The organism is Ideonella alba (assembly GCF_018069875.1).
GTDB lineage: Bacteria > Pseudomonadota > Gammaproteobacteria > Burkholderiales > Burkholderiaceae_C > Ideonella > Ideonella alba.
On record NZ_JAGQDF010000001.1, the window covers coordinates 407,565 to 433,808 of the forward strand.

At 71.5% G+C, this 26,244-nt stretch carries 21 protein-coding genes; 11 read left to right on the plus strand and 10 right to left on the minus strand.

Annotation, left to right across the window (positions count from 1 at the left end; all coding sequences use genetic code 11):
* Window positions 1-4 precede the first annotated feature (4 nt).
* Entirely contained in the window at window positions 5-874 is an 870-nt protein-coding gene (locus KAK07_RS01950) for a hypothetical protein (protein WP_210858706.1), read from the minus strand.
* Window positions 875-1,086: 212 nt separating this feature from the next.
* On the opposite strand from KAK07_RS01950, the gene nudB reads away from it, so the two are divergent.
* The 4 genes from nudB (at window position 1,087) to KAK07_RS01970 (ending at window position 5,576) form a co-directional block, all read left to right on the plus strand.
* Entirely contained in the window at window positions 1,087-1,563 is a 477-nt protein-coding gene (nudB, locus tag KAK07_RS01955) for a dihydroneopterin triphosphate diphosphatase (RefSeq protein ID WP_210858708.1), read from the plus strand.
* Window positions 1,563-2,363 carry an endonuclease/exonuclease/phosphatase family protein gene (locus KAK07_RS01960; RefSeq protein ID WP_210852102.1) on the plus strand — a complete coding sequence of 267 codons (801 nt, stop codon included), beginning with the start codon at window positions 1,563-1,565 and terminating at the stop codon, window positions 2,361-2,363. The genes nudB and KAK07_RS01960 overlap by 1 nt, the downstream gene beginning before the upstream one ends.
* 80 nt (window positions 2,364-2,443) lie before the next feature.
* Complete coding sequence (clsB, locus tag KAK07_RS01965; RefSeq protein ID WP_247664214.1) at window positions 2,444-3,658, plus strand: cardiolipin synthase ClsB; 1,215 nt, start codon at window positions 2,444-2,446, stop codon at window positions 3,656-3,658.
* Window positions 3,659-3,896: 238 nt separating this feature from the next.
* Window positions 3,897-5,576 carry a multiheme c-type cytochrome gene (locus KAK07_RS01970; protein WP_210858710.1) on the plus strand — a complete coding sequence of 560 codons (1,680 nt, stop codon included), beginning with the start codon at window positions 3,897-3,899 and terminating at the stop codon, window positions 5,574-5,576.
* 63 nt (window positions 5,577-5,639) lie between these two features.
* On the opposite strand, the gene hutF is transcribed toward KAK07_RS01970, so the two are convergent.
* The 5 genes from hutF to hutC form a co-directional block, all read right to left on the minus strand.
* Entirely contained in the window at window positions 5,640-7,019 is a 1,380-nt protein-coding gene (gene hutF, locus KAK07_RS01975) for a formimidoylglutamate deiminase (protein WP_210852104.1), read from the minus strand.
* On the minus strand, window positions 7,016-7,828 hold the full coding sequence (gene hutG / locus KAK07_RS01980; RefSeq protein ID WP_210858712.1) for an N-formylglutamate deformylase: 813 nt from the start codon (window positions 7,826-7,828) through the stop codon (window positions 7,016-7,018). Before hutG ends, hutF begins: the two co-directional genes overlap by 4 nt.
* A 64-nt stretch (window positions 7,829-7,892) precedes the next feature.
* Window positions 7,893-9,095 (minus strand): imidazolonepropionase, encoded by a 1,203-nt coding sequence (hutI, locus tag KAK07_RS01985; protein ID WP_210858714.1) that lies wholly within the window; start codon window positions 9,093-9,095, stop codon window positions 7,893-7,895.
* Entirely contained in the window at window positions 9,092-9,661 is a 570-nt protein-coding gene (locus KAK07_RS01990; protein WP_210852107.1) for a HutD/Ves family protein, read from the minus strand. Before KAK07_RS01990 ends, hutI begins: the two co-directional genes overlap by 4 nt.
* Window positions 9,658-10,374 (minus strand): histidine utilization transcriptional repressor HutC, encoded by a 717-nt coding sequence (gene hutC / locus KAK07_RS01995; RefSeq protein WP_210858715.1) that lies wholly within the window; start codon window positions 10,372-10,374, stop codon window positions 9,658-9,660. Before hutC ends, KAK07_RS01990 begins: the two co-directional genes overlap by 4 nt.
* A 96-nt stretch (window positions 10,375-10,470) precedes the next feature.
* On the opposite strand from hutC, the gene hutU reads away from it, so the two are divergent.
* On the plus strand, window positions 10,471-12,171 hold the full coding sequence (gene hutU, locus KAK07_RS02000; protein WP_210858716.1) for a urocanate hydratase: 1,701 nt from the start codon (window positions 10,471-10,473) through the stop codon (window positions 12,169-12,171).
* Between the two features lie 16 nt (window positions 12,172-12,187).
* Here the strand turns inward: hutU and KAK07_RS02005 are convergent, their stop codons facing one another.
* On the minus strand, window positions 12,188-13,165 hold the full coding sequence (locus tag KAK07_RS02005; RefSeq protein ID WP_375141210.1) for a Bug family tripartite tricarboxylate transporter substrate binding protein: 978 nt from the start codon (window positions 13,163-13,165) through the stop codon (window positions 12,188-12,190).
* A 95-nt stretch (window positions 13,166-13,260) separates the two neighbouring features.
* On the opposite strand from KAK07_RS02005, the gene hutH reads away from it, so the two are divergent.
* Entirely contained in the window at window positions 13,261-14,811 is a 1,551-nt protein-coding gene (gene hutH, locus KAK07_RS02010; protein WP_210858717.1) for a histidine ammonia-lyase, read from the plus strand.
* A 21-nt stretch (window positions 14,812-14,832) separates the two neighbouring features.
* Here the strand turns inward: hutH and KAK07_RS02015 are convergent, their stop codons facing one another.
* Window positions 14,833-15,222 (minus strand): urease accessory protein UreE, encoded by a 390-nt coding sequence (locus tag KAK07_RS02015; protein WP_210858718.1) that lies wholly within the window; start codon window positions 15,220-15,222, stop codon window positions 14,833-14,835.
* A 193-nt stretch (window positions 15,223-15,415) separates the two neighbouring features.
* Here KAK07_RS02015 and glgC point away from each other — a divergent pair, with 193 nt between their 5' ends.
* The 5 genes from glgC to KAK07_RS02040 are packed head-to-tail and all read left to right on the plus strand — an operon-like array spanning window position 15,416 to window position 22,053.
* Entirely contained in the window at window positions 15,416-16,693 is a 1,278-nt protein-coding gene (gene glgC / locus KAK07_RS02020; RefSeq protein ID WP_210858729.1) for a glucose-1-phosphate adenylyltransferase, read from the plus strand.
* A complete protein-coding gene (gene glgA, locus KAK07_RS02025; protein WP_210858731.1) occupies window positions 16,693-18,159 on the plus strand; it encodes a glycogen synthase GlgA in 1,467 nt (488 codons plus the stop codon). Before glgC ends, glgA begins: the two co-directional genes overlap by 1 nt.
* Window positions 18,160-18,161: 2 nt before the next feature.
* Window positions 18,162-20,657 carry a glycogen/starch/alpha-glucan phosphorylase gene (locus KAK07_RS02030; protein ID WP_210858733.1) on the plus strand — a complete coding sequence of 832 codons (2,496 nt, stop codon included), beginning with the start codon at window positions 18,162-18,164 and terminating at the stop codon, window positions 20,655-20,657.
* A 39-nt stretch (window positions 20,658-20,696) separates the two neighbouring features.
* A complete protein-coding gene (locus tag KAK07_RS02035) occupies window positions 20,697-21,023 on the plus strand; it encodes a hypothetical protein (protein WP_210852116.1) in 327 nt (108 codons plus the stop codon).
* A 52-nt stretch (window positions 21,024-21,075) separates the two neighbouring features.
* Window positions 21,076-22,053, plus strand: a complete 978-nt coding sequence (locus tag KAK07_RS02040) for a recombination-associated protein RdgC (protein WP_210858735.1) — start codon at window positions 21,076-21,078, stop codon at window positions 22,051-22,053.
* Between the two features lie 6 nt (window positions 22,054-22,059).
* Here the strand turns inward: KAK07_RS02040 and KAK07_RS02045 are convergent, their stop codons facing one another.
* Both KAK07_RS02045 and KAK07_RS02050 read right to left on the minus strand, forming a co-directional pair.
* Complete coding sequence (locus KAK07_RS02045; RefSeq protein WP_210852118.1) at window positions 22,060-22,764, minus strand: hypothetical protein; 705 nt, start codon at window positions 22,762-22,764, stop codon at window positions 22,060-22,062.
* 129 nt (window positions 22,765-22,893) lie between these two features.
* A complete protein-coding gene (locus KAK07_RS02050; protein ID WP_210858737.1) occupies window positions 22,894-26,238 on the minus strand; it encodes a GH36-type glycosyl hydrolase domain-containing protein in 3,345 nt (1,114 codons plus the stop codon).
* Window positions 26,239-26,244: the final 6 nt, after the last annotated feature.

The following is a 26,244-nucleotide window of genomic DNA, read 5'->3' on the forward strand; positions in this document are numbered from 1 at the left end:
GGTGTCAGTAGGCGTGCACGGCGAACACGTGCACCAGCGCGCAGATCACCATCAGGTAGACAAAGGGCAGGTGCAGCACATGCCACAGCGAGAACAGCCGTTCCCAGGACGCGAAGTGCGCCACCCGCAGCACCGCGGCCAGGTGGCGTGCCGCCAGCGCGCGCCACTCCTGGCGCAGCTCGCGCAGTGCCCGCGTGCGGCCCTGCTCACGCTCGACCTGGCGGCAATGGCGGTCGATCTCGCGGCGGGCGGCGCGCAGCACGCCGCGCGAGCGCCACCACAGGCGCAGCATCGGCCAGGGCGAGGCGCCGCTGTGGCGGCGCGGGTCGTCCTCGACCGCGTGTTCAAAGGCCAGCAGGCGCGCGGCGGCTTCGGGCGGAAAGCTGGTGGCGTGCGTCAGCGCCTGGTGGCTGCTCTGCACCGATTGCCGCAACTCGGCCAGTTCCGTGCGGCGCTGGGTCAGGCCGTGGTGAACCTGCACGTACAGGTAGCGGCCGACAATGCCGCTGCCCGCCACCACCAGCATCGACAGCAAGGCCACCGCCGCGTTGATCGAGCCGATGCGGAAGTTGCAGTGCACCAGCACCAGCCACGGACCCGCCAGACCCAGCAGCATGTGGGCGATGAACCAGGCCCGGGTGTTGCCCCAGCCGCGCATCCAGCGCACCCGCTTGCGCATCGGGTACAGGAACAGCGCCAGCATCGCCAGGCCGCCCGCCACGCCGATCCAGTAGCCGGCGTCGGAGCCGGCGTCCAGATCCGCCCAGCGCCCGACCTGCCAGGCGCTGGCCACGCCCAGCAGCACACCGGCGGCCACGGTCAGACCGTGGCGCCAGGGCGCAGGTTCAGCGGAGCGGAGGGTGGTGGTGTTCACGGCAGCCGGATGTAATGTGCGAGTTGCACATTTATTCTAAGGGATCCCGGGTCCCGTGCGGGACCGGTGTGGTGTCCAACCGTGTGCAAGCGCACAAGCCAGCACATCCGAGCGGTCCCGGCCGGCATGCTCGCGGAAGTGGCTGACGGCCGTCTTAGCGGGTCTTGGCCGTGCCGCAGCCGGCCGGATTCACCCTTGGATACCATTCCGGCATGACCCCAGCCGTCCCAGACCCGCGTCCGCCCAAGATCCCCGAATCGGTGCTGGTGGTGATCCACACCCCCGATCTGCAGGTGCTGCTGCTGGAGCGCGCCGACGCGCCGGGCTACTGGCAAAGCGTGACCGGCTCGAAGGACTGCCTCGACGAGGCGCTGACCGAGACCTGCCGCCGCGAAGTGCACGAGGAAACCGGCCTGGTGGCCGAGCCGCCGTGGCTGAGCGACTGGCAGCTGTCCAACGTCTACGAGATCTATCCGCGCTGGCGGCACCGCTACGCGGCGGGGGTGACGCACAACACCGAGCACGTCTTCGGCCTGTGCCTGCCGGCGATCCAGCCGGTGCGCCTGGCGCCGCGCGAGCACACTGCCCATGTCTGGCTGCCCTGGCGCGAGGCGGCTGACCGCTGCTTCTCTCCCTCGAACGCCGAGGCCATCCTGCAACTGCCCAGCCGGATCGGGGGTGGCCGTTGATGCGTGCCTCCGCCTTCGGCCACACCAGCACGCACGGCAGCGGCGTGCTGCGGGTGGCCACCTACAACATCCACAAGGGCGTGCGCGGCCTGGGCCCGCGCAAGCGGCTGGAGATCCACAACCTGGGTCTGGGCATCGAGGCGCTGGACGCCGACATCGTCTGCCTGCAGGAGGTGCGGCTGTTCCACCGCCGCGATGCCCAGCGCTTCGACCACACCTGGTTCGGCTGGCCCGAGGAGGGCCAGGCCGAGTTCCTGGCGCCCGAGGGCTATGCCTCGGCCTACCGCACCAATGCGGTGACACGCGATGGCGAGCATGGCAACGCGCTGCTGTCACGCTGGCCGTTGGGCGAGGTGGGGCACCATGATGTCTCGGACCACCGCTTCGAGCAGCGCGGCCTGCTGCATGTGCCGGTGCTGTGGCAGCAGCTGCGCGTGCATGTGGTGGTGGCCCACTTCGGCCTGATCCATGCCAGCCGGGTGCGCCAGGTGCACCGCCTGGCCGACTACCTGGCCGCCGAGGTGCCTGCCAACGAGCCGCTGCTGGTGGCCGGTGATTTCAATGACTGGGGCGAGCGCCTGGACGTGCCGATGCGTGAGCGCTGCGGCCTGCAGCGTGCACGGGCGCCGGCGGGGGCGATCGACCAGCGGCTGACCTTCCCGTCGCGGGTGCCGGTGTTCGCGCTCGACCGGGTCTACCTGCGCGGGCTGCGCTGCCTGAACACGATGGTGCCGCGCGGCACCGCCTGGGCGCGGATGTCCGACCACCTGCCGCTGCTGGCGGACCTGGAGCCCGTCTGAGCCGGCCCGCCGCACCGACCGGATCGCCGCACGGGGGTGTCGCCGGCACCGCCTGGTACTGGCACGCCCAGCCGGTCTTCCTGGGCGGCAACGAGGTGCAACTGCTGCAAGGCGGCGATGCGCTGTTCCCGGCGATGGAAGCGGCGATCGCACGGGCCCGCCACGAGATCTGGCTGGCCACCTACATCTTCCACCACGACCCCAGCGCCGAGCGCATGGCCGCGGCGCTGGCCGCTGCCGCGGCACGCGGTGTGCGGGTGCGGGTGGTGGTCGACGGCTTTGGCTCGCACGCCAGCCTGGCCCGGCTGCAGCAATGGCTGCAGCCGCAGGGCGTGGCACTGGCGGTGTTCCGGCCGCTGGAGCGCTGGTGGAACTGGCTGCAGCCGGGGCAACTGCGCCGGCTGCACCAGAAGCTGTGCGTGGTCGACGGCGAGGTGGGCTTCGTGGGCGGCATCAACGTGATCGACGACCGGGTCGACCTGAACCACGGGCCGCTGGACGCGCCGCGGCTGGATTTCGCCGTCGAGGTGCGCGGCCCGGCGGTGCTGCCGATCGAGCAGGCCTCGCGCGCCGTCTGGACACGCGCCGCCTTTGGCCGCGACTGGCAGGGCGAGATGCTGGCGCTGGCGCGCAGCGCGAAGCCGATGAGCGGCCTGCGCCGGCTGCTGCGCTCGGTGCGTCTGATGCCGCCGCTGCCGGCGCTGCCGCAGCGGCCCGACCCGGTGCAGGTGGCGCTGGTGGTGCGCGACAACCTGCGCCAGCGCCGCGCGATCGAGCGGGCCTACATCGAGGCGATCGACGGCGCGCGCCAGCGTGTCGACCTGATTTCGCCGTACTTCTACCCCGGCCAGGGATTCCGACGCGCGTTGCGCCGCGCCGCCCGGCGCGGTGTGCAGGTGCGGCTGCTGCTCCAGGGCCGGCCCGACTACAGGCTGGCGGCCACCGCGGCGCGCGTGCTTTACGACGAACTGCTGGGCCAGGGCGTGCAGATCTTCGAGTACACGCCGGCCTTCCTGCACGCCAAGGTCTGTGTGGTCGACGACGACTGGGCCACCGTGGGCAGCTCCAACATCGACCCGCTGTCGCTGCTGCTGAACCTGGAGGCCAACCTGCTGGTGCGCGACCGTGCCTTTGCCGCCACCACCGCGGCGGCCTTCGAGCAGGCGGTGGCCTTGTCGCAGCGCGTGACCGACGCGCCGCTGGGCCGTGGCGCCTTCGCCGCGCTGCGCCGCGGCCTGATCGCCTCGCTGGCCCACTGGTACCTGCGCATGGCGGGCCTGAGCGGCCGCTACTGAGGCGGCCTGCGCTGGGGCGGCCTGCAGCGGGCCGCGGCCCCCGCGGGCCCGCTGAGGCCGAGGTGACCCTGCACCGTTGTGCGGCGACACAGAAGCACACCATTGCGCTCAACATATGTGTTGACAGCACATTCTGTTGAGCGGAGCATCCGTGTCCAATCCACCTAGATACCCACGCCCGTTGGGGTATATAGCCGTTCACACCGCACCGGCGATCTGCCCCCGGAGGACCCACACGATGCGACCCTTGACCCTGTGGTCCCGCCTGCTGGCGGGCCTGGCACTGAGCAGTGCCGCCCTGTTGCCGGCCCAGGCCGCTGTCCTCAAGGTGGTGGGCTGGAACGATCTGGGCATGCACTGCATGGACTCCGACTACTCGGTGTTCAGCATCCTGCCGCCGTTCAACACGCTGCATGCGCAGGTGATTGACACCACCAACAACAAGCTGGTGACCAGCGGTGTCACGGTCAGCTTCGAGGCGCTGGCCGACCTCGGCGGCTCGCGCAACACCTATTCGGTGGGCAAGACCAATTTCTGGGATTACGCCAAGCCGCTGTATGGCGCCGACCTGCCTCCGGGCATCGGCCTGACCGGCCTGGGCACCGCGGGCGTCACGCCGCAGGCCATGAGCTGGCAGGCCACGCCGGCGATGTGGGAGGCGGTGGGCATCCCCATCACCCCGGTCGATGACACGTTCAAGAAGAACACCTACCCGATGACCAAGGTGGTGGTGCGCGACAGCACCGGCACCGAGGTGGCGCACGCCCGTGTGGTCCTGCCGGTCTCGGACGAGATGACCTGCGTGGCCTGTCATGCCTCCGGCTCGCAGGACGCGGCCAAGCCGGCACGCGGCTGGGTCTACGACCCGCGCGGACCCGAGAAGGACTACCGCCGCAACATCCTGGCACGTCATGACGACCAGCATCTGGGGACGGCCAAGTACAAGAAGGCGCTGCTGGCCGCCGGATACTCGAAGAAGGGCCTGCTGGATTCGGCGGATGGCGGTCACCCGATCCTGTGCGCGGCCTGCCATGCCTCCAACGCACTGCCCGGGACGGGCCAGGTCGGCATTTCGGCCATGACCTCCGCCACGCACACGCTGCACGCGTCGGTGATCAATCCCAACACGGGCCTGAAGCTGGGCGACGACAAGGACCGCGGCGCCTGCTACATGTGCCACCCGGGTGCTGAAACCAAGTGCCTGCGCGGCGTGATGGGCAACGCCACCGGCCCGGATGGCCTGCCCTCGATCCAGTGCCAGAGCTGCCACTCGACGATGGCCAAGGTCGGCTCGCCCAAGCGCGTGGGCTGGCTGCAGCAACCCACCTGCCAGGCCTGCCACTACGACGGCAAGCGCGACCTGATGGCGGTGAACGCCAAGGGCCAGGTCAAGACCCCGGCCGACACCCGCTTCGCCACCAACGCCAACGTGCCGGCCCCGGGCTTCAACCTGTACCGCTTCAGCAAGGGCCACGGCGGCCTGCAGTGCGAGGCCTGCCACGGCTCCACGCACGCCGAGTACACCAGCTCGCACGACGGCGACAACCAGGTGTCCATCGACACCCAGGGCCATGTCGGCACGCTCAGCGAGTGCAGCGCCTGCCACAGCAACCTGCGCACCACGGCCAACGGCGGTCCGCATGGCCTGCACACCATCGGCCAGGCCTGGGTGGGTGGCCACGGCAATGCCGCCGAGCGTGATCGTCAGGCCTGTGCGTACTGCCACGGCGCCGACTTCCGCGGCTCGCCGCTGGCCAAGACCGCGGCCGTCCGCGACTTCAATGCCGATGGCAAGAAGAAGCACTACGAGGCCGGCACCCAGGTGACCTGCTACGACTGCCACAACGGCCCGGGCGGCAATCTGGCCCGCAAGGCCCAGCGCGCCGAGGCCACCCGGCTGGTCACCGCCGCGCACTGAGCGGCTGAGCGCACCCCCGCACGGCGGCCCGCGGGCCGCCGTGTGCCTTTCACCGTGGGTGTGTCAGACGGACTGCCACAGCCGCTGCATCACCGCCGCCAGGCGCTCGGCGGCGGCCTCGCGGCCGGGCTGGTGGTTCGACTGTCGCACCCAGGTGCCGGCCACCATCACGTCGCGCCAGGGCCGTGTGGGCGCCGAGAACACCAGCGCATCCAGCCGATGACTGGCCGGGATGCCGGTCAAGGCCGGGTCGTCCGCCGCCATCACCAGCAGATCGGCGCGCGCCCCCGGCGTCAGGCCCCAGGCCGGCAGGCCCGCAGCGGCGGCACCAGCCTGGCGCGCCGCTTCGAACAGGCGGGCCGCGGTGGCCGGCTGCGATCGCGCCGGATCAGCCGCCAGGTTGCGTTGCCGACGGGCCAGGCGCTGGCCCCACTCCAGCCAGCGCAGTTCCTCGCGCCAGTCGCGCGTGACCTGGCTGTCCGAGCCCACCGCCACCGGCACACCGGCAGCCAGCCAGGCCGACAGGTCGGTCAGGCCGTCACCCAGGTCGGCCTCGGTGCCGGGGCAGATCACCACGCCGGCGCCGCTGGCTGCCACGCCGGCGACCTCGGCGGGCGTCGCATGCGTGGCGTGGACCAGTTGCCAGCGGGCATCCAGCAGCTGTTCGTGCAGCAGCCACTCGATCGGCCGTCGACCGGTGGCGGCCAGGCAGTCGTCGACTTCGCCGGTCTGTTCGGCCACGTGGATGTGGATCGCACCGGACCAGCCCGCGGCCAGGTGGGCCAGGCGGTGAATGGACTCGGGCGCGGCGCCGCGCAGCGAATGGATCGCGAGGCCGGCGTCGAAGCGCGCATCAGCCTGGGTGCGCAGGCGCTGGCTGGCCGACCAGACCTCGTCGGCGCCCAGCCGGAAGCGCGCCTGGTCGGGCCGCAGTGCGCCGTGGCGGAAGCCGGCGCGCTCGTACAGCACCGGCAGCAGCGTCAGGCCGATGCCGCTGGCACGCGCGCTGTCGCGCAATGCCCAGGCCATGGCCAGCGGGTCGGCATGCGGCTGACCGTCGGCCTGGTGCTGCAGGTAGTGGAATTCGCAGACCTGGGTGTAGCCGCCCTCGATCAGCTCATGGAACAGGTGGGTGGCGATGTCGCGCACCTCGTCCACGCTGACCTGACCGGCCACGCGGTACATGCGGTCGCGCCAGCTCCAGAAGTCGTCGCTGTCCTGCTCGCGCCGCTCCGACAGCCCGGCAAAGGCGCGCTGGAACGCGTGGCTGTGCGCATCCACCAGGCCCGGCAGCCCCGGGCCGGCCAGGCGCTCGGCGTGCGGCGGGCAGGGCTGGTCGGCGACGATGCGCGCCCAGCAGCCGGCGCCGTCGACCTCCAGCAGCACCTGGTCCTGCCAGCGGCCATCGACCCAGGCCTGCGGGGCCCACAGCAGGCGGCTCATCGCGCCGCCCCGTGCGCCAGCATCGTGCGCAGCAGCCCGTCCAGCACCGGCTGCAGGCGCGCCACGCGGGCCGCATCCAGCCGCGGCTCGCCCTGCGCGGGCATGGCCTCGTCCATCGCGCATTGCCAGCCCATCTCCAGCTGCACGGCCTGCACGCCCTGGGCCGGCTGGCCGTAATGCCGGGTGATGTAGCCGCCCTTGAAGCGGCCGTCGACCACCCAGCTGAAGCGGTCCTGGGCTGCCAGGACCTCGCGCAGCGCGTCGCGCAGCGCGGGCGTGGCGGCCTGGCCGTCGGCGGTGCCCAGGTTCAGGTCGGGCAGGCGCCCGTCGAACAGCCAGGGCAGCTCGGGGCGGATGCTGTGGCCGTCGAACAGCAGCGCATGGCCGTGCTCGGTGCGCAGCCGGGCCAGCTCAGCGGTCAGGGCCTCGTGGTACGGGCGCCAGTACTGCTCGCGGCGGCGGGCGATCTCGGCGGCGTCGGGCGCCTGGCCGGGGCGGTAGATCGGCAGGCCCTCGAAGTTGCGCGTGGGGCACAGCTCGGTGTTGTTCGCACCCGGGTACATCGGGGCGTCGGTGGGCGGTCGGTTCAGGTCGATCAGGTAGCGTGAATGGCGCGGCACGATCAGGCTGGCGCCCAGGTCGCGGGCGAAGGCGTAGAGCTCGTCCAGGCACCAGTCGGTGTCCTCGACGCGCAGCGCGCGTTCGGTGTAGCGCGGCTGCTGGTCCAGCGGCAGCGCGGTGCCGGCATGCGGCACGCTGACCAGCAGCGGCCGGTGGCCGCGGTGCAGGGTGAAGACGGGATGGGTCACTGGTCAGTCCTCCGTGCGGCGCACGGCGCTGTGCGCGCGGGGTAGCGGCACCGGCCCGGCGCGCTCATGCGGTCTCCCGGCCGGCCACCCAGGTGCGGCAGGTGGGGCGTTGACCAAAGGCATAGGCCAGCGTGCGGGGGTGGTCGATGTCGAAATGGGCGAGGTCGGCGCGTTGGCCTGGCTGCAGCGTACCGCGGTCGGCCAGCCCCAGCGCGCGCGCGCCCTCGCGGGTCATGCCCGCCACGGCCTCCTCAGGGGTCAGGCGCAGCAGCGTGCAGGCCAGATGGATCATCAGCAGCGGCGACAGCGTCGGCGAGCTGCCGGGGTTGTGGTCGGTGGCCACGGCGATCGGCACGCCGGCGGCGCGCAGGCGCTCGATGGGTGGCAGCTTCGTCTCGCGCAGGAAATGGAAGGCGCCGGGCAGCAGCACCGCCACGGTGCCGGCGGCGGCCATCGCGGCGATGCCCTCGTCGCTGAGCCATTCCAGGTGGTCGGCGCTGAGTGCACCGAAGCGCGCCGCCAGCGCGGCGCCGCCGCTCTCGCTGAGCTGCTCGGCATGCAGCTTGACCGGCAGCCCCAGCGCGCGAGCCACCTCAAACACCCGCTCGACCTGGGCCGGGCTGAAGGCGATGCGCTCGCAGAAGGCATCGACCGCGTCGACCAGGCCCTCGGCCTGCCAGCGCGGTAGCCAGGTGCAGACGGCGTCGATGTAGTCATCGGCGCGACCGGCGTACTCGGGCGGCAGCGCATGCGCCGGCAAGGCGGTGGTGCGCACCGTCTGGCCCGTGGCTGCGCCCACTGCGCGCGCCACGCGCAGGCAGCGCGCCTCGTCGGCCTCGGTCAGGCCGTAGCCGGATTTGATCTCCAGTGTCGTCACGCCTTCAGCGCGCAGCGCGCGGGCGCGGCGCAGGGCCCCGTGCAGCAGGTCCTCGTCGGTGGCGCTGCGGGTGGCGCTGACGGTGGCGCGGATGCCGCCGCCCTCGCGGGCGATCTGCTCGTAGCTGATGCCTTGCAGACGGCGCTCGAACTCGGCCGCGCGGTCGCCGCCGTAGACCAGGTGGGTGTGGGCATCGACCAGGCCCGGCAGCAGCACGCCGCCGTGCAGGTCGATCACCTCGTCGTTGCGCGCGTCGGCCGGCACCGCATCGGCGGGGCCCACCCAGACGATGCGTCCGTCCTCGGCCAGCAGCGCGCCATCGGCCATCCAGCCCCAGGGGCTGGCGCCGTCCATCGTCGCGATCGCCGCACCACGCCAGAGCTGCCTCATCGGGTGCCTCCGCGCGGCAGGGCCAGCCAGTAGGCGGGCGCACTGGCACCGGCCAGTTGCCAGGCGTGCGGGTCGTCCTCGCTCCACAGCAGCGTGCCGGCGGGCACCGCCAGCGGCGCTTCGCCTGCACGGCGCAGCCAGGCGTGGCCATGGCTGTACAGACCGCGCCAGCGTGGGCCCGGCGGCAGGCCCAGCGCCAGTGCCCAGGCGATGCAGCCGGGGCCCTCGGCGTGGCGCACCATCAGGTTCAGGTCGCGCGTGGGACCGTCCAGCGGCTCGCAGTGCGGCGCTTCGGCGCCATCGAAGGCCAGCGGCGGGCTGTCGGTGCTGAGCGTCTGGCGGTGCGCGCCGAAGTGCAGGCGCACGCCGGCACCTTCGAGCACCGCAAAACCGCGCCAGTGGCCGGGCCAGGGCGAGAAGGGCCCGGGCGAGCGCACCTCGGCCACGCTGACGCGCAGCGTCCAGTCGTCAGGCCCGGGCCAGGTCAGCAGGGTGCGGGTGCTGCCGCCGCCGTTGCGCCAGGGCTCCGGCGCGGCCTGGTCCAGGTGGATGCGGTGGATCGTCATGGCTGGAAATCTCCCTGCAGCTGGTAGCGGGCGCCGGGATGCACCAGCCGGGCCAGCGTGATCGGTCCCTGGCGGCTGAAGGTGCGGCGCACGATCACCAGGCAGGGATCCCCCCGGCCGATGCCCAGCCACTGCGCTTCCGGCGCGGTCGGCAGCGCGGCCTCGACCTGGTACTGCGCGCGCCACAGCGCGGTGGCGCCGAACAGGTAGTGGGTGGGGGTGATGCGGGTGAAGTCCTGTGCCAGGTACTGCGGCGCCTCGGCCGGGTTGACGTAGCGGTCCTCGCACTGCAGCGCGATGCCGTTCTCGCGGTGGACGATCACGGTGTGGAACACCATGGTGCCCTCGGCCACGCCCAGCTGCGCGGCCAGCGCCGGCGCCGCCGCCTCCTCGCGCTGCAGCATCACCTGGGCCTCGTGCTGGTGGCCGCGCTCGGCGATCTCCTCGTGCAGGTCACGCAGCATCAGCGTGGACGAGACCTTGTGCAGCGCCGCCGCGAAGGTGCCCACACCCTGCACGCGGTCGACCAGGCCCTCGGCCTGCAGCTCCTTGAGTGCGCGGTTGACGGTCATGCGGCTGACGTGGAACTGCGCGACCAGCTCGGCCTCGGAGGGCATCTGCGCGCCCGGCGGCCAGTCACCGGCGGCCAGCCGATCCTTCAGGTGCTGCTTGACCTGTGCATAGGGCGCTTGCGGGGATCTGGGGGAAACCATGGTGGCGGATCGTACTTGCATAAACCTGTCTAGACAAGTAGAGTCCATCCCCATCGCACGGCGACCTGACCGCCGCGCACCCTGCCGGAGACCGCCATGACCAACCTGTCGCACCCCCATGCCACCCCGCGCGTCGTCAAGGCGCCCACCGGGTCCACGCTGCACTGCAAGAGCTGGCTCACCGAGGCCGCCTACCGCATGCTGCAGAACAACCTGGACCCGGCGGTGGCCGAAAACCCCGATGCGCTGGTGGTCTATGGCGGCATTGGCAAGGCCGCGCGCGACTGGGACTGCTTCGAGCAGATCCTGGCCTCGCTGCGCACGCTGAACGACGACGAGACGCTGCTGGTCCAGAGCGGCAAGCCGGTGGGCGTGTTCCGCACCCATGCGGATGCGCCGCGGGTGCTGATCGCCAACTCCAACCTGGTGCCCAAGTGGGCCACCTGGGAGCACTTCCACGAGCTCGACCGCAAGGGCCTGATGATGTACGGCCAGATGACCGCCGGCAGCTGGATCTACATCGGCAGCCAGGGCATCGTGCAGGGCACCTACGAAACCTTCGTCGAGGCGGCGCGCCAGCACTTCAATGGCGTGGCCGCTGGCAGATGGATCCTCACCGCCGGCCTGGGTGGCATGGGCGGCGCGCAGCCGCTGGCCGCCAGCTTTGCCGGCTTCTGCTCGCTGAACATCGAGTGCCAGCAAAGCCGCATCGACTTCCGCCTGCGCAGCCGCTACGTGGATGAGCAGGCCACCGACCTGGACGACGCACTGGCCCGCATCGCCCGCTACACCGCCGAGGGCCGGGCCATCAGCATCGCGCTGCTGGGAAATGCCGCCGAGATCCTGCCCGAGCTGGTCAAGCGCGCCCAGGCCGGTGGCCTGAAGCCCGACCTGGTGACCGACCAGACCAGCGCCCACGACCTGGTCAACGGCTACCTGCCGGCCGGCTGGACGGTGGCGCAGTGGCGCGCCGCCCAGGCCGATGACCGCCAGCACGCCACGCTGCGCGCTGCCGCTGCCCAGGGCTGCGCGGTGCATGTGCAGGCGATGCTCGACTTCCAGGCCATGGGCATTCCCACGGTGGACTACGGCAACAACATCCGTCAGGTCGCCTTCGACCAGGGCGTGAAGAACGCCTTCGACTTCCCCGGCTTCGTGCCCGCCTACATCCGCCCGCTGTTCTGCCGCGGCAAGGGCCCGTTCCGCTGGGTGGCGCTGTCGGGCGACCCCGAGGACATCCGCAAGACCGACGCCAAGATGAAGGAACTGTTCCCCGAGGACGCCCACCTGCACCGCTGGCTCGACATGGCCGAGGAGCGCATCGCCTTCCAGGGCCTGCCGGCGCGGATCTGCTGGATCGGCCTGGGCGAGCGCCACCGCGCCGGCCTGGCTTTCAATGAGATGGTCCGCAGCGGCGAACTCAAGGGCCCGATCGTCATCGGCCGCGACCACCTGGACAGCGGCAGCGTGGCCAGCCCCAACCGCGAGACCGAGGCGATGATGGATGGCTCCGACGCGGTGAGCGACTGGCCGCTGCTCAACGCGCTGCTCAACACCGCCGGCGGCGCCACCTGGGTCAGCCTGCACCATGGCGGCGGCGTGGGCATGGGCTATTCGCAGCACTCGGGCGTGGTGATCGTCTGCGACGGCACCGACGCGGCGGCCAGGCGCATCGAGCGCGTGCTGTGGAACGACCCCGCCACCGGCGTGATGCGCCACGCCGACGCTGGCTACGAGATCGCCCGCCAGTGCGCGCGCGAGCACGCGCTGAACCTGCCGATGCTGCCCCGGGCCTGAGCGAGCCGCCGACGTGTCAGTCCAGCTTGGTCCCCGAGGCCTTGACGGCCGCCGCCCAGCGCGGCATTTCCGTGGCCAGGAAGCCGCGGAAGGCCTCATGGTCCAGGAAGGCCGGATCGGCCCCCTGGCTGACCATGCGGGTGCGGATGTCGGGCGTCTCGAGCACCGCCTTGAAGGCGCCCGAGAGCTTCTCCAGCACCGGCCTGGGTGTGCCCGCCGGCGCCAGCACGCCATAGAAGCCCACCACGTCGAAGCCCATCAGGCCCGACTCGATCAGCGTGGGCGTGTCGGGCAGCGCGGCGCTGCGCTCGCGGCTGGTCACGGCCAGCGCGCGCAGCTTGCCGGCCTTCACGTACTGCGCGGCTTGCGGCACCGACTCGGCCATCAGCTGCACCTGGCCGGCGATCAGGTCGGTGAAGGCTGGCGCGCTGCCGCGGTAGGGAATGTGGACGATGAAGGTGCCGGTGGCCTGCTTGAACATCTCGGGCACCAGGTGGCTGATGCCGCCGTTGCCGGCCGAGCCGTAGTTCAGCCGGCCGGGCTGGCTCTTGGCCAGCTTCACCAGTTCGGCCACGCTGTTGGCGGGCACGGCCGGGTTGACCACCAGCGCCAGCGGTTGCTGGGCGGTGCGCGCCACCGGCGCGAAGTCCTTCAGCGTCTGGTAGCTGAGCTTGCTGTAGACGGCCGGGTTGATGACCATCGTGCCGGTGTTGGCCATCAGCAGCGTGTGGCCGTCGGGTTCGCTCTTGGCGACGAACTCGGCGCCCACGGTGCCGCCGGCGCCGGCCTTGTAGTCGATCACCACCGGCTGGCCCAGGCGCTTGCCCAGTTCATCGGCCAGCAGCCGTGCATGCGCGTCGAGCGGGCCGCCGGCCGGAAAGCCGATGATGATCTTCACCGGCTTGCTGGGAAAGGCCTGCGCCTGGGCTGCGAGCGGCCCGCCGGCCAGGGCGAGCGCCGCGAGGGCGCCGAGCATCAGTCGTCGTGGTTGCATCTGGACATCCTGGCCGCACGCGGCCGACAAAACCGCGATGTTGGCGCCGCCGCGCGCCACCATCCCTCCGTATTCCCCCTGTCGATGGAATCCCCATGAGCCTTGAGCTGACCCTGGTCCCCGGCGCGCTGACGCTGGAGCAACTCACCGCCATCCACGCCGCGCCGCTGCGCCTGGTGCTGGACGACGCCGCCCGCCCGGCGATCCGCGCCAGCGCCGCCGTGGTGCAGGCCGCGGCGGCCGGCGACGCGCCGGTCTACGGCGTCAACACCGGCTTCGGCAAGCTGGCCAGCACGCGCATCAGCGCCGCGGACCTGGCGCTGCTGCAGCTCAACCTGATCCGCAGCCACAGCGTGGGCGTGGGCGAGCCGCTGGCCGCGCCCGTGGTGCGGCTGATGCTGGCAATGAAGGCGGCCAGCCTGGCGCGCGCCCATTCCGGCGTGCGCGAGCTGGTGATCGACACCCTGCTGGCGGTGCACAACGCCGGCCTGGTGCCCTGGGTGCCGGCGCAGGGCTCGGTGGGCGCCTCGGGCGATCTGGCGCCGCTGTCGCACATGACGCTGGCGCTGCTGGGCGAAGGCCACTTCAATGTGGACGGCGCCAAGGTACCGGCGGCGGGCCTGCTGGCCCAGCACGGCATCGCGCCGCTGGCGCTGCAGGCCAAGGAGGGCCTGGCGCTGATCAACGGCACGCAAACCTCCGCCGCCCTGGCGCTGCACGGTGTGCTGGCCTTCGAGCCGGTGCTGGAGAGTGCGCTGGTGATTGGCGCGCTGACGGTGGACGCCGCGCGCGGCAGCGACGGCCCCTTCGATCCGCGCATCCACGCGCTGCGCGGCCAGCCCGGCCAGATCGACGTGGCCCAGTACTACCGTGCGCTGCTGGCCGGCAGCGCGATCCGCCAGTCGCACACCGACGGCGACGACCGTGTGCAGGACCCCTACTGCCTGCGCTGCCAGCCCCAGGTGGTGGGCGCCTGCCTCGATCAGCTGCGCCACGCCGCGCTGGTGCTGGTGCGGGAGGCCAATGCGGTGACCGACAACCCGCTGGTGTTCTTCGAGGACGGCAGCATGGTCAGTGGCGGCAACTTCCACGCCGAGCCGGTGGCGCTGGCGGCCGACGCCTGCGCGGTGGCCATCGCCGAGGTGGGCGCGATCGCCGAGCGGCGCATCGCGATGCTGATCGATGCCGGCGTCTCGCGCCTGCCGCCCTTCCTGACCAGCAACGCCGGCCTGAACAGCGGCTTCATGATCGCCCACGTCACCGCCGCGGCGCTGGCCAGCGAGAACAAGTCGCTGGCTCACCCGGCCAGCGTCGACAGCCTGCCCACCAGCGCCAACCAGGAGGACCATGTCAGCATGGCCACCTTCGCCGCGCGCCGCCTGCAGCCGATGATCGACAACGTGGCCCGCATCCTGGCGATCGAGTGGCTGGCTTCGGCCCAGGGCATCGAGTTCCTGCGACCGCTGGCCAGCTCGGCCGTGCTGGAGCGCGCCCACGCGCTGCTGCGCGCCGAGGTGCCGGCGATGCCGGTGGACCGCTACCTGGCGCCCGACATCGATGCCGCCACCGCGCTGGTGCGCCGGGGCGCGCTGAGCGAGCTGTTCAAGGCGATGCCGGGACTGCCGGCGCTGTGGGTGCCGGTCTGACCGGCTGACGCCGCCGCGGCCTCAGTGGTCGTGGCCGCAGCCCGGGCCATGGACGTGCCCGTGGTCATGGCTGTGTGAGTGACCGTGGTCATGGTCGTGGCCGTGGTCGTGGCCACATCCGGGCCCGTGCACGTGCGGCGCCACCGCCACCTTGACCGGAATCGCCACCGGGTCCGGCGTCTCGCCGGCGGCCGGCTGCACCGTGATCAGCGAGCCATCGCTGGCCAGCAGCACATCGCCGGTGCGCATGCCGGTGGGCAGGTTCACCGCCAGGGTGCGTCCCTGGCTGTCGGTGCCCTCGAACTGGCCGCTGCGGCGCTGCGCCTGCGGCACCGCCACCGTGGCAGCACGCTTGAGCAGCACGGCGGCCAGGCCCTGGCCCTGGGGGACGAGTTTCGCGATGGTCAGCATGGTGGCAGCAGATCCAGGCAGGACAAACCCACATCCTACCCTCGCTGGCATGCGAGTTGCGTGCACAAGGGCTTGACGACAGCCCGGTTTCATCGCGGTTACAGCCGAGTGGTGCGGGCACGGGCACGGTGCAGAATCGGTGACGGACGATGGCTGCCCCGCCAGGTCGTCCGAGAAGACCGAGGAGACACCCATGAGCAGCGCCCCGTCCACGCCCGATCCCCGCAGCCTGGCCCGCCGCACCCTGGCCCTGGTGCTGGCCGGTGGCCGCGGTTCGCGCCTGAAAGACCTGACCGACCGCCGCGCCAAGCCGGCGGTGCACTTCGGCGGCAAGTTCCGCATCATCGACTTCGCGCTGTCGAACTGCGTCAACTCGGGGCTGCGCCGCATTGGCGTGATCACCCAGTACAAGTCGCACTCGCTGCTGCGCCACCTGCAGCGCGGCTGGAGCTTCATGCGCAACGAGATGAACGAGTTCGTCGACCTGCTGCCGGCCCAGCAACGCCGCAACGAGGAGGACTGGTACCGCGGCACCGCCGATGCGATCTGGCAGAACCTGGACATCATCCGCAACTCCACCCCGCCCGACTACATCGTCATCCTGGCCGGCGACCACATCTACAAGATGGACTACTCGGTGATGCTGGCCGACCATGTGGCCGGCGGCCGAGGCGTCACCGTGGGCTGCATCGAGGTGCCGCGTGAAGACGCCAGTGGCTTCGGCGTGATGGCCATCGACGACAGCCGCCGCATCACCGCCTTCATCGAGAAGCCGGCCGATCCGCCCGCCATGCCGGGCAACCCGGCGATGTCGCTGGCCAGCATGGGCATCTACATCTTCAGCGCCGACTACCTCTACCGGCTGCTGGACGAGGACGCCGCCAACCCCGATTCCAGCCACGACTTCGGCAAGGACCTGATCCCCAAGGCGGTGGCCGAGGGCCAGGCGCTGGCCCACCCCTTCGGCCTGTCGGCGATCGCCAACCCGCCGTACTCGCGGCCCTACTGGCGCGACGTGGGCACGGTGGACGCGTACTGGGCGGCCAACCTGGACCTGGCCTCGGTGACGCCCGAGCTGAACATGTACGACCGCGACTGGCCGATCTGGACCTACCAGGAACAGCTGCCGCCGGCCAAGTTCGTCCACGACGAGGCCGACACCGGACGTGTCGGCCAGGCGATCAACTCGCTGGTCTCGGGTGGCTGCATCGTTTCGGGCGCCACGGTCAAGGACTCGGTGCTGTTCTCCAACGTGCTGGTGCGCAGCTTCTGCCGGCTGGAGAAGTGCGTGGTGCTGCCCGATGTGCACATCTCACGCGGCTGCCGGCTGCGCAATGTGGTGATCGACCGCCGCTGCCGCCTGCCCGAGGGCCTGGTGATCGGCGAAGACCCGGTGCTGGATGCCCAGCGCTTCCACCGCAGCGAGGGCGGCATCGTGCTGGTCACGCGCGACCGTTTGGCCCAGCTCTGATGGCTGCCGCTCCCCGCATCCTGCAGGTCTGCGCCGAGATCTTCCCGCTGCTGAAGACCGGCGGGCTGGCCGACGTGGCCGGCGCGTTGCCGGGAGCCCTGGTGGCCGAAGGGGCCGATCCCCGGGTGCTGCTGCCGGGCTTTGCGCCCATCCTGGCGGGCCTGCAGGATGCCCAGGAGGTGGGCTGGCTGCCCGCACGCGGCCAGGTGCCCGCCGCGCGTCTGCTGACCGGCCTGCTGCCGGCCTGCGGCGGCGTTCGGGCCTATGTGATCGACGCCCCGGACCTGTACCAGCGCGAGGGCGGCCCCTACGCCGACGCCCGCCAGCAGCCCTGGGGCGACAACCACCTGCGCTTTGCCCGCCTGGGCTGGGCCGCGGCCGAGCTGGCCGCCGGTGTCGACCCCTTTTGGACGCCCGATGTGGTGCATGCCCACGACTGGCACGCCGGACTGGCGCCCGCCTGCATGCGGGCGCTGGGCGTGCGCGCCGGGGCGCTCTACACCATCCACAACCTGGCCTACCAGGGTGACTTCGACGCCGCGCTGTTCCCGTCGCTGGGCCTGCCCGCGGTGCAGTTCCAGCCTGACGGCCTGGAGTTCTGGGGCCGGGTCAACTTCATGAAGGCCGGCCTGTACTACGCCGACCGGCTGAGCACCGTCAGCCCCAGCTACGCCCGCGAGATCCAGCACCCGGAGCAGGGCATGGGCCTGGACGGCCTGCTGCGAGCCCGCGCCGAGGTGCTGCACGGGGTGCTCAACGGCGTCGATCCGGCAGTCTGGCATCCGGCCACCGATGCGCTGATCCCCGCCCGCTACGACGCCGCCAGGCTGGCCGGCAAGGCGCGCTGCAAGGCGGCGCTGCAGCAGCAACTGGGCCTGACCGAGGACGCCGCCGCGCCGCTGTTCTGCGTGGTCAGCCGCCTGACCGAGCAGAAGGGCCTGCACCTGATGCTGCAGGCGTTGCCGGCACTGCTGGAGCGCGGCGCCCAGTTCGCGCTGCTGGGCAGCGGCGACGCCTGGATGGAGCAGGCCTTCCGCGACCTGGCGGCCGCACACCCGAGGGCTGCGGCGGTGCGCATCGGCTATGACGAGCCCTTCGCCCACGGCCTGATTGCCGGCGCCGACGCGATCGTCGTGCCCTCGCGCTTCGAGCCCTGCGGCCTGACCCAGCTCTATGGCCTGGCCTACGGCACGCTGCCGGTGGTGCGTCGGGTGGGCGGCCTGGCCGACACCGTCACCGACTGCGCGCTCGAGAACCTGGCCGACGGCACGGCCACCGGCATCGTCTTCGACGCCTTCGACCCGGCGGCCCTGGACGCCGCGCTGCGCCGCGCCCAGGCCCTGCACCAGCGCAAGGCCGACTGGAAGGCGGTGCAGCGCACCGCCATGGCCCGTCGCCACGACTGGCAACCGGCCGCCCGCGACTACCTCCACCTCTACCACCTGATCACCGACGCCCGCCGCTGACCATGGACCTCAACCAGTTCGAAACCCAGTACGACCACCTGGCCGCCGATGTGCCCGCGCTCAAGCGCGCGATCGCCAACAAGCTGATGTACCAGGTGGGCAAGGACCCGATCTCGGCCCGCCCCGAGGACTGGCTGCAGGCGGCCGCCTACGCGGTGCGCGACCACCTGGTCGAGCGCTGGATGACCACCACGCGTGCGCAGTACGCGCAGGACGTCAAGCGCGTCTACTACCTGTCGATGGAATTCCTGATGGGCCGCGCCTTCGGCAACGCCCTGCTGGCCACCGACCTGCTCAAGCCGCTGAAGCAGGCGCTGACCGAGCTGGAAGTGGACGTGGACGCCCTCTTCGAGCTGGAGCCCGACGCCGCGCTGGGCAACGGCGGCCTGGGCCGGCTGGCGGCCTGCTTCCTCGATTCCATGGCCACGCTGGGCGTGCCCGGCTTCGGCTACGGCATCCGCTATGACTACGGCATGTTCCGCCAGCTGATCCAGGACGGTCGCCAGGTGGAGTCGCCCGACTACTGGCTGAAGAACGGCAACCCCTGGGAGTTCCCGCGGCCCGAGGTGACCTTCCGCGTGCGCTTTGGCGGCCGGCTGGAAGAGCAGGGCAGCGGCGCCGCCACGGTGGTGCGCTGGGTCGACACCGAAGACGTGCTGGCCATGGCCTACGACACCATCGTCCCTGGCTACGGCACGCTGGCCACCAACACGCTGCGCCTGTGGAGCGCCAAGGCCACCGAGGAGATGAACCTGCGGGCCTTCAACCAGGGCAACTACTTCGGCGCGGTGGAAAGCAAGAACCACAGCGAGAACGTCTCGCGGGTGCTCTACCCGGACGACTCCACGCTGTCAGGGCGCGAACTGCGCCTGCGCCAGGAGTACTTCTTCGTCAGCGCCAGCGTGCAGGACCTGGTGCGCCGCTACCTGCGCACCCACGCCAGCTTCGAGCGCCTGGCCGACAAGGTCAGCATCCACCTGAACGACACCCACCCGGTGCTGGCCATCCCCGAGCTGATGCGTGTGCTGCTGGACGAGCACCGTCTGCCCTGGGCCCAGGCCTGGGCGCTGTGCCAGAAGGTCTTCAGCTACACCAACCACACGCTGATGCACGAGGCGCTGGAGACCTGGCCGATCGACATGTTCGGCCGCGTGCTGCCACGCCACCTGCGCATCATCTTCGACATCAACGCGCACTTCCTGGGCGAGCTCACCCGCACCCACGGGCACGACGTGGAGCTGATGCGCCGCCTGTCGCTGATCGATGAATCGGGCGAGCGCCGCGTGCGCATGGCCTACCTGGCGGTGGTGGCCAGCCACTCGGTCAACGGGGTCTCGGCGCTGCACTCGGACCTGATGCAGCAGAGCATCTTTGCCGACTTCGCGCGCCTGTGGCCGGAGCGTTTCAACAACAAGACCAATGGCGTCACGCCGCGGCGCTGGCTGGCCCACGCCAACCCCGGCCTGGCCACGCTGCTGGACAGCCGCATCGGCCATGGCTGGCGCCGCCACCTGGACGAGCTCTCGGGCCTGAAGGGCGCACTCGAATTGCCCGGCTTCCTGGGCGCCTTCCGGCGCGTCAAGCGGCAGAACAAGGAGCGCCTGGCGGCGCTGGTGGCGCGCCAGCTGGGCGTGGCGCTGAACCCTGACGCCCTGTTCGATGTGCAGGTCAAGCGCATCCACGAGTACAAGCGCCAGCTGCTCAACGTGCTGCATGTCATCACGCGCTACCAGCGCATCCTGGCCCACCCGGACGGCAACTGGGTGCCGCGCGTGGTGGTCTTCGCCGGCAAGGCGGCCTCGGCCTATGTGATGGCCAAGAACGTGATCCGCCTGATCAACGATGTCGCCCGCGTCGTCAACGCCGACCCGCGCGTGGGCGACAAGCTCAAGGTGGTCTTCATCCCCAACTACAGCGTCAGCCTGGCCGAGGTCATCATCCCGGCGGCCGACCTGTCCGAGCAGATCAGCACCGCCGGCACCGAGGCCAGCGGCACCGGCAACATGAAGTTCGCCCTGAACGGCGCGCTGACCATCGGCACGCTGGACGGTGCCAACGTGGAGATGCGCGAGCACGTCGGCCCCGACAACATCTTCATCTTCGGCCACACCACGCCCGAGGTGGCCGAGCTGAAGGCGCGCGGCTACCACCCGCGCGAGTGGGTGGAGAAGGATGGCGAGCTGGGCGCCGCACTCGAGGCCATCCGCAGCGGCGTCTTCAGCCCGACAGAACCCGAGCGCTACCAGGCCGTCTACGACACGCTGGTGAACTGGGGCGACCACTACCTGCTGCTGGCCGACTACCGCAGCTATGTGGACACCCAGGACCAGGTGGACGCGCTGTACCGCAGCGCCGACGAGTGGACCCGCAAGGCGGTGCTGAACGTCGCCGGCATGGGATTCTTCAGCGCCGACCGCACGATCGGCGAGTACGCCCAGGACATCTGGCGCAGCGCGCCGGTGCAGCTGCCGCCGCTGCGGCGCGGGGGGACCGCGTAAAATCGCGCGATCTTTTCCTCGCCCCCGAAGGCACCTCCCTTGGACCTGAAGCTTCCGATCCGCATCATCGACGAACTCGACGACGACATCGTCGAGTCCACCGGCATCCTCGACCTCGCCAGCGGCGAGATCTTCGACGTCAAGCTCTCCGACAGCAACGATCCGCCCTATGAGGGCTTCCCCGCCGAAGACGAGAGCTACGATTTCACCAGCGGCGTCCTGAGCAATGGCAAGAAGGACGTGGAGTTCCGCATCGAGGTGGACGTGGTGGGCCAGCGCTATTCGGTCACGCCCAGCGAACTGCTGGAACTGAAGGGCCGCGCCGCCAAGCTGTTCTCCGCGCCTCCGGGCACCTCCACACGCTGAGCCCCGCCCCGGGACGGCTTCTCCTGCTGCACCGCTGCGGCGGTGCCATGCCATGTTCAAGAACCTGATCGTCTACCGCCTGGCCCCCGAGTGGCAGCCCGATGCCACCGCCGCCGAGGCCGCGCTGCAGGCCGCGCGCTTCACGCCCTGCGGCCTGACGCAGCCGGTCTCGGCCGGCTTCGTCGAGCCGCGTGGCCAGGCCCACGGCCCGCTGCTGGAGCTGGTGGGCGGCCAGTGGCTGCTGAAGCTGCAGACCGAGTCGCGCCTGCTGCCCTCGGCCGTGGTCAAGCGCCGCGTCGATGAACTGGCCGAGCAGATCGAGCAGCAGACCGGCCGCCAGCCCGGCAAGCGCGAGAAGCGCGAGCTCAAGGACCAGGCCACGCTGGAGCTGCTGCCCCAGGCCTTCACCCGCCAGGGCGCGACCCGCATCTGGATCGACCCCCAGGCCCGCGCGCTGATGGTGGACGCCAGCAGCGCCAAGCGTGCCGAGGACGTGGTGACGCTGCTGACCAAGGCGCTGCCCGGTTTCGGCGTGCGCGCGCTGCAGACCACGCTGTCGCCCGCCGCCGCGATGGCCGCCTGGCTGCTGGAGGGCGAGGCCCCGGCCCCGTTCCACCTGGAGCGCGAGTGCGAGCTGAAGGCGCCTGATGAAGTGCGCGCCACCGTGCGCTACACCCGCCACCACCTCGACATCGACGAGGTGCGGGAGCACATCAAGGCCGGCAAGCAGGCCACCAAGCTGGCGCTTGGGTGGCGCGGCCGCGTGGCCTTCATCCTGACCGACACGCTGCAGGTCAAGCGCATCGCCTTCGACGATGTGGTCTTCGAATCCACCAAGGGTTCCCAGACCGCGCCCGAGGAAGCCTTCGACGCCGACGCCGCGATCGCCACCGGCGAGCTGGCGCCGCTGGTGGCCGAGCTGATCGAGGCGCTGGACGGCGAGCTGGATGAGAGCGCCGGGCCGGCGGTGCCGGCCAGCGAGCCCGCCGCGGTCGCGACCGCGGCCGAAGAATCCGCGCCCTGGGACTGAGGCCCGCTACTGGTAGGTGTAGCCCGACTCTCCGGTGATGTTGGCGCCGGTCTTGTTGGATGACATCTTCAGCCGGACCATCTTGTCGATCCCCGCGGACGGGGACCGGGTGCCCCAGAAGTCGCCGCGCACCCGGCTGCTCACCGACAGGTACAGCGGGAGCCGGGTGCCTGCCGTGGTCTTGACGCGCACCGACACTGTGCCCGAGACGTCGGGGACGGTTCCGGAGACATCGCTGCAGACGCTCTTGCCCGCCAGACCGATGCACACGCCCACGAAGTGGAAATCGTCCATCGGGCCTGGCGTGCTGGTACTCAGGCTGACCTTGGCCGTGTAGGTCATCGGCTCGCCCACCGCGACACCGGGTGCGGCCGCAATGATCCCGTCGAAGACCCATGCGTTGGCCTCGCAGCTGGCGCTGCCGATCATGGTCAAGGGGTAGTTGGCGCTGGCGACCGACGTCTGCACCCGGCCGAAGGACGCGCTGGTGCTGCATCGAGACCAGAAACCGTCAGCCAAGCCGCCCTCCGCGGCTGCGGTGTAGGTCGACAGCGCATTGCCGACGTTGTGCTCGGTCAGATCGTAGGGCGGCTGGCTCCCCAAGCTTCCTCCGACGGCGTGGGCCTTGACATCCACATAGACCTGGGCGTGGGCCGGTCCGCTGCTGGACAGCAACAGGACGAGAGGGAGCAGGATCTGAGCGTGACGCATCAAGATCTCCAGGGAATGGACACCGGCCCGAGCCTAGGCCCAGGTGGGTGTTGGAACCATCGGGCGTTGTGATGATGGCCACGGCGGCGCAAGGCCCTGGCGTGGGCCGCCCAGGCGCGGTCATCCCGCTCACCCGATCACGATCTCGACCGCCACGGGTGTTCCTGCCGGCGCGGCCTCGGACCAGACTGCCCGGTCGATGGACACGGCCCCGGCCCGGTAGCCATGGGGGCGGCGCCGGAATGCCAGGGCGTGCCCTTCAACGGTCACGCCCCGCACGCCGCAACCCTGAGCGCCCACCCGGTAGCGCACGGACCACCGCTGGCCGTTCAGGGTGAGCGTCACCTCCAGCGCATCCATCGCCGCCGGCATCACCGGGTCGATCACCACTGCGTCGTGCTCCAGGCGGATGCCCAGGAACTGGCGGATCACCAGTGACAGCGCGATGCCCGCACCGCTGGAGTAGACGCGCCAGCCGCCCTCCAGCGGCACCTCGCCACGGGCGATGCGCTCGTAGTGGTCTTGGGCCTCATACCTGTCGCTGAACAGCGCATCGCTGCTGCTGTAGTAGCAGTTGGCCTGGCGCGGGGCCCCTTGGGGCAGGCGCCGGTGCAGGTCCACCGGGGTGGCCAGACCCAGCGCCTCGGCGAAGCCGTCGGCATCCCCCAGGTGGGCCAGCGCCTCGGCCCAGCGCAGGTGGGCGTGGGTGTACATCAGGCCGATCTCGCGGCCGAAATAGCTGCTGCTCTCGGCGCGCTGGAACAGCGTCTGCGGGCCGCCGCGGTAGGGCAGCGGAGCGTCGAACAGGCGGGCGCCGTCGGGGCCCATCAGGTGCTGCCGGATCAGCGCGACATGGTGGCGCGCCTCCTCGGGCGTCAGCAGGTCGTTGAGGATGGCGTGCATCATCGGCAGCAGGCTGTGGCGCACGCCGGTGCGCGTGTCGCGCGGGTGCAGCAGCCACTCGGGCGGCTGACCGGGCGGGCGCAGCAGGTAGCCGGCGATCTGGCCGTCGGCGATCAGGTGCTGGCGGAACGCTTCGCGCACCGCCTGGGCGCGCTCGGCCAGCGCCGCGGCCTCGGGGCGACCGGCCTGCTGCAGCGCGCATGACAGCGTGCTCAGCACCTGGTGGTGCAGCGTGACGGTCCAACTGCTGCACAGGTGCTCGCGCAGCGCGGGATCGGCGGGCTGCAGCGCGTCGTTCCAGTCACCATGGCCGTAGGCCGCCAGCAGCGTGCCGGGCAGCACGCGGGCCTCGGTGATGGCCAGCGCGCGCTGGGCGTGCTGCCACAGCGTCTCGGGCGGGCCGTCCTGGTGGTAGGGCAGCGGCTCGTCCAGCAGCGCGAAGTCGCCGCTGGCAATCAGGTACTGGCCCAGCGCCAGCAGCGGCCAGTAGACGATGTCGCCGTGCGAGTCGCCGGCGCGGATCTCCCGTTCGCGCTCGAAGAACATGAACCATTGCGGCCAGTCGCCGCTGCGGTCCTGGGCGCTGAAGACCTGACGCAGCAGGGTGCGCACGGGGCCGGTGTGCTGCAGCGCCAGCAGCAATTCGACCGGCCCCTGGCAGACATCGCGCGTGCCCCAGCCGCCGCCGCTGAACTGCTCCAGCCCGCGCGGCGCCAGGAAGTGCACCAGCGCGTTGTGCTGGAACCAGGGCAGGATGGTGGCCAGCCGCTGCGGCAGGTCCTGGCCGGGCGGCGCGGTCACCTCGGCCAGCGGGCTGGGGGGCAATGCGGCGGCAGCGGGGGGCGCTGCCTCGACCAGTCCCCCGTGCAGCGTGCAGCCGCCGGCCCTGGCGGGCGCGCAGCGCAGCGCCAGCCAGGGCGTGCCCTGCGGGCGGCCGCTGTCGAACAGCAGGCGGTCGTCATCGATTGCTTCGAGCACCGTGCCGGGGGTGGCGCGCAGCGTGAAGCGGCCCAGCGGGAAGCGCTCGCCCAAGGGTGTGCCCGGGCGGGTGAACACGTGCAGGGCGTGGCCGTCGCGGGCCCAGCGCGGTGTGGTGGCGTCGACCCCGTCGTCGCCGTCGATCGCCACCTGCAGCGCCAGCAGCACGCGCAGCGGCGCGCCCTCGGCCACGCGCCAGTCCAGCGTCAGCGCATGCGGGCGGTGCTGCAGGCCGGCGCGCACCTCGATCAGTCCGCCGTCATGCCGGTACCACCATCGCGCGCTGTCGGGCGTCATCGCGAAGGCGCTGGGCTGGTCCAGCAGGCGCCAGCCGCCAGCGGTCTCGACGAACAGGCGCAGGCCCTGGCTGCGGAACTGACCCAGGTAGCCGCGCACCGTGCCCAGCCAGCGGTTGATGCCCACATGGCCCTGGGTGACCATCGAGTGGAACACGCCGCCCATCCAGCAGGTGCTGGTGAGTGCGGACTCGTCGGGTTCGAGCGCGTCGCCACTGCGCAGCAGGTGGCCGTGCGGGCGCAGCACCTGGCGCGCCTTGGCGGGGGTCACCAGGTGCTGCGCCCCGACGAAGGCGGACAGCAACCGGCCCTCGGCGTTGCGCTCCTCATGCCGGCGCTCGCCGGGCACCCAGGCCTGCAGCGTGGCATCGTCGGGCGCGTGGCAGGCCAGTGCGGGGGCGCTGCAGAAGAGGCTGCGCGGCGCGGCGGCGGTCGCCGGCCAGGCCGGTGGCGCCGGCGGGCAGTGGGCCTCGGCCATCGCCGTCACCGTGTCCACCCAGGCCAGGTCGGCCGGGCCGCTGGCCGCCGGGTGATCGGCCAGCAGCAGGGCGAAGAATCCCAGTTGCGCCCGCGCACCTGGCGGCAGGGTCAGCGCCTCGTCCTGCAGCGCCAGCAGCGCGTGTTCGTGCTGCAGGCGCTGCGCCGGCAGGCCCTGCCGCAGCGCCGCTGCGTCGCCGTCTGCGTTGTCGTCTGCGCCGCGGCCCCACCACTGCAGGCCGTCGGTGGCCCAGGCCACGCAGCGCCGCAGCGAGCCCAGCAGCAGCCAGGGGTGGCGGCCCTCGACGGCCAGGTTCTGCCGGGTGGCCAGCACCGTGCCGTGGCGCGGGTGCGTCAGCGGCTGGTGGTCCAGGTAGTGGCTGACGTAGTACTCGTTGGTGCGCACCGCGCCCCAGGGCGCCAGGCCGGGGTCCAGCGCGTGCAGCGCATCCAGCTGCAGTGTGTCGGGGCCCTCGTTGTGCAGCTCCACATGCCAGAACCACGCGGTGTCGGTGGCCGAGGGCACCAGGTGCACGCGCCAGGCCAGGGCCTCCCAGCGGCCCTGGGCATGCAGCCCCAGCGCGTCGGCGTGCACGGTGGACGGGCTGCGCGGACCCAGCAGCGGCACCGCCTGCGGCCCGGTGCTGCTCAGGCGACGCAGCCACAGCCCGTGCGGACCGGCCTCGTGCGCGCTGGCCGCGTGCTGGTTGATGCTCAGGCCCCGCGCCTGCAGCCGCCGCAAGCTGCCATGGGCGGTGAACAGGCCATCCAGCCCGGCGGGGCTGGTGACGCGCAGGTCGGTGCAGATGGGAGCGCTCATGCAGGA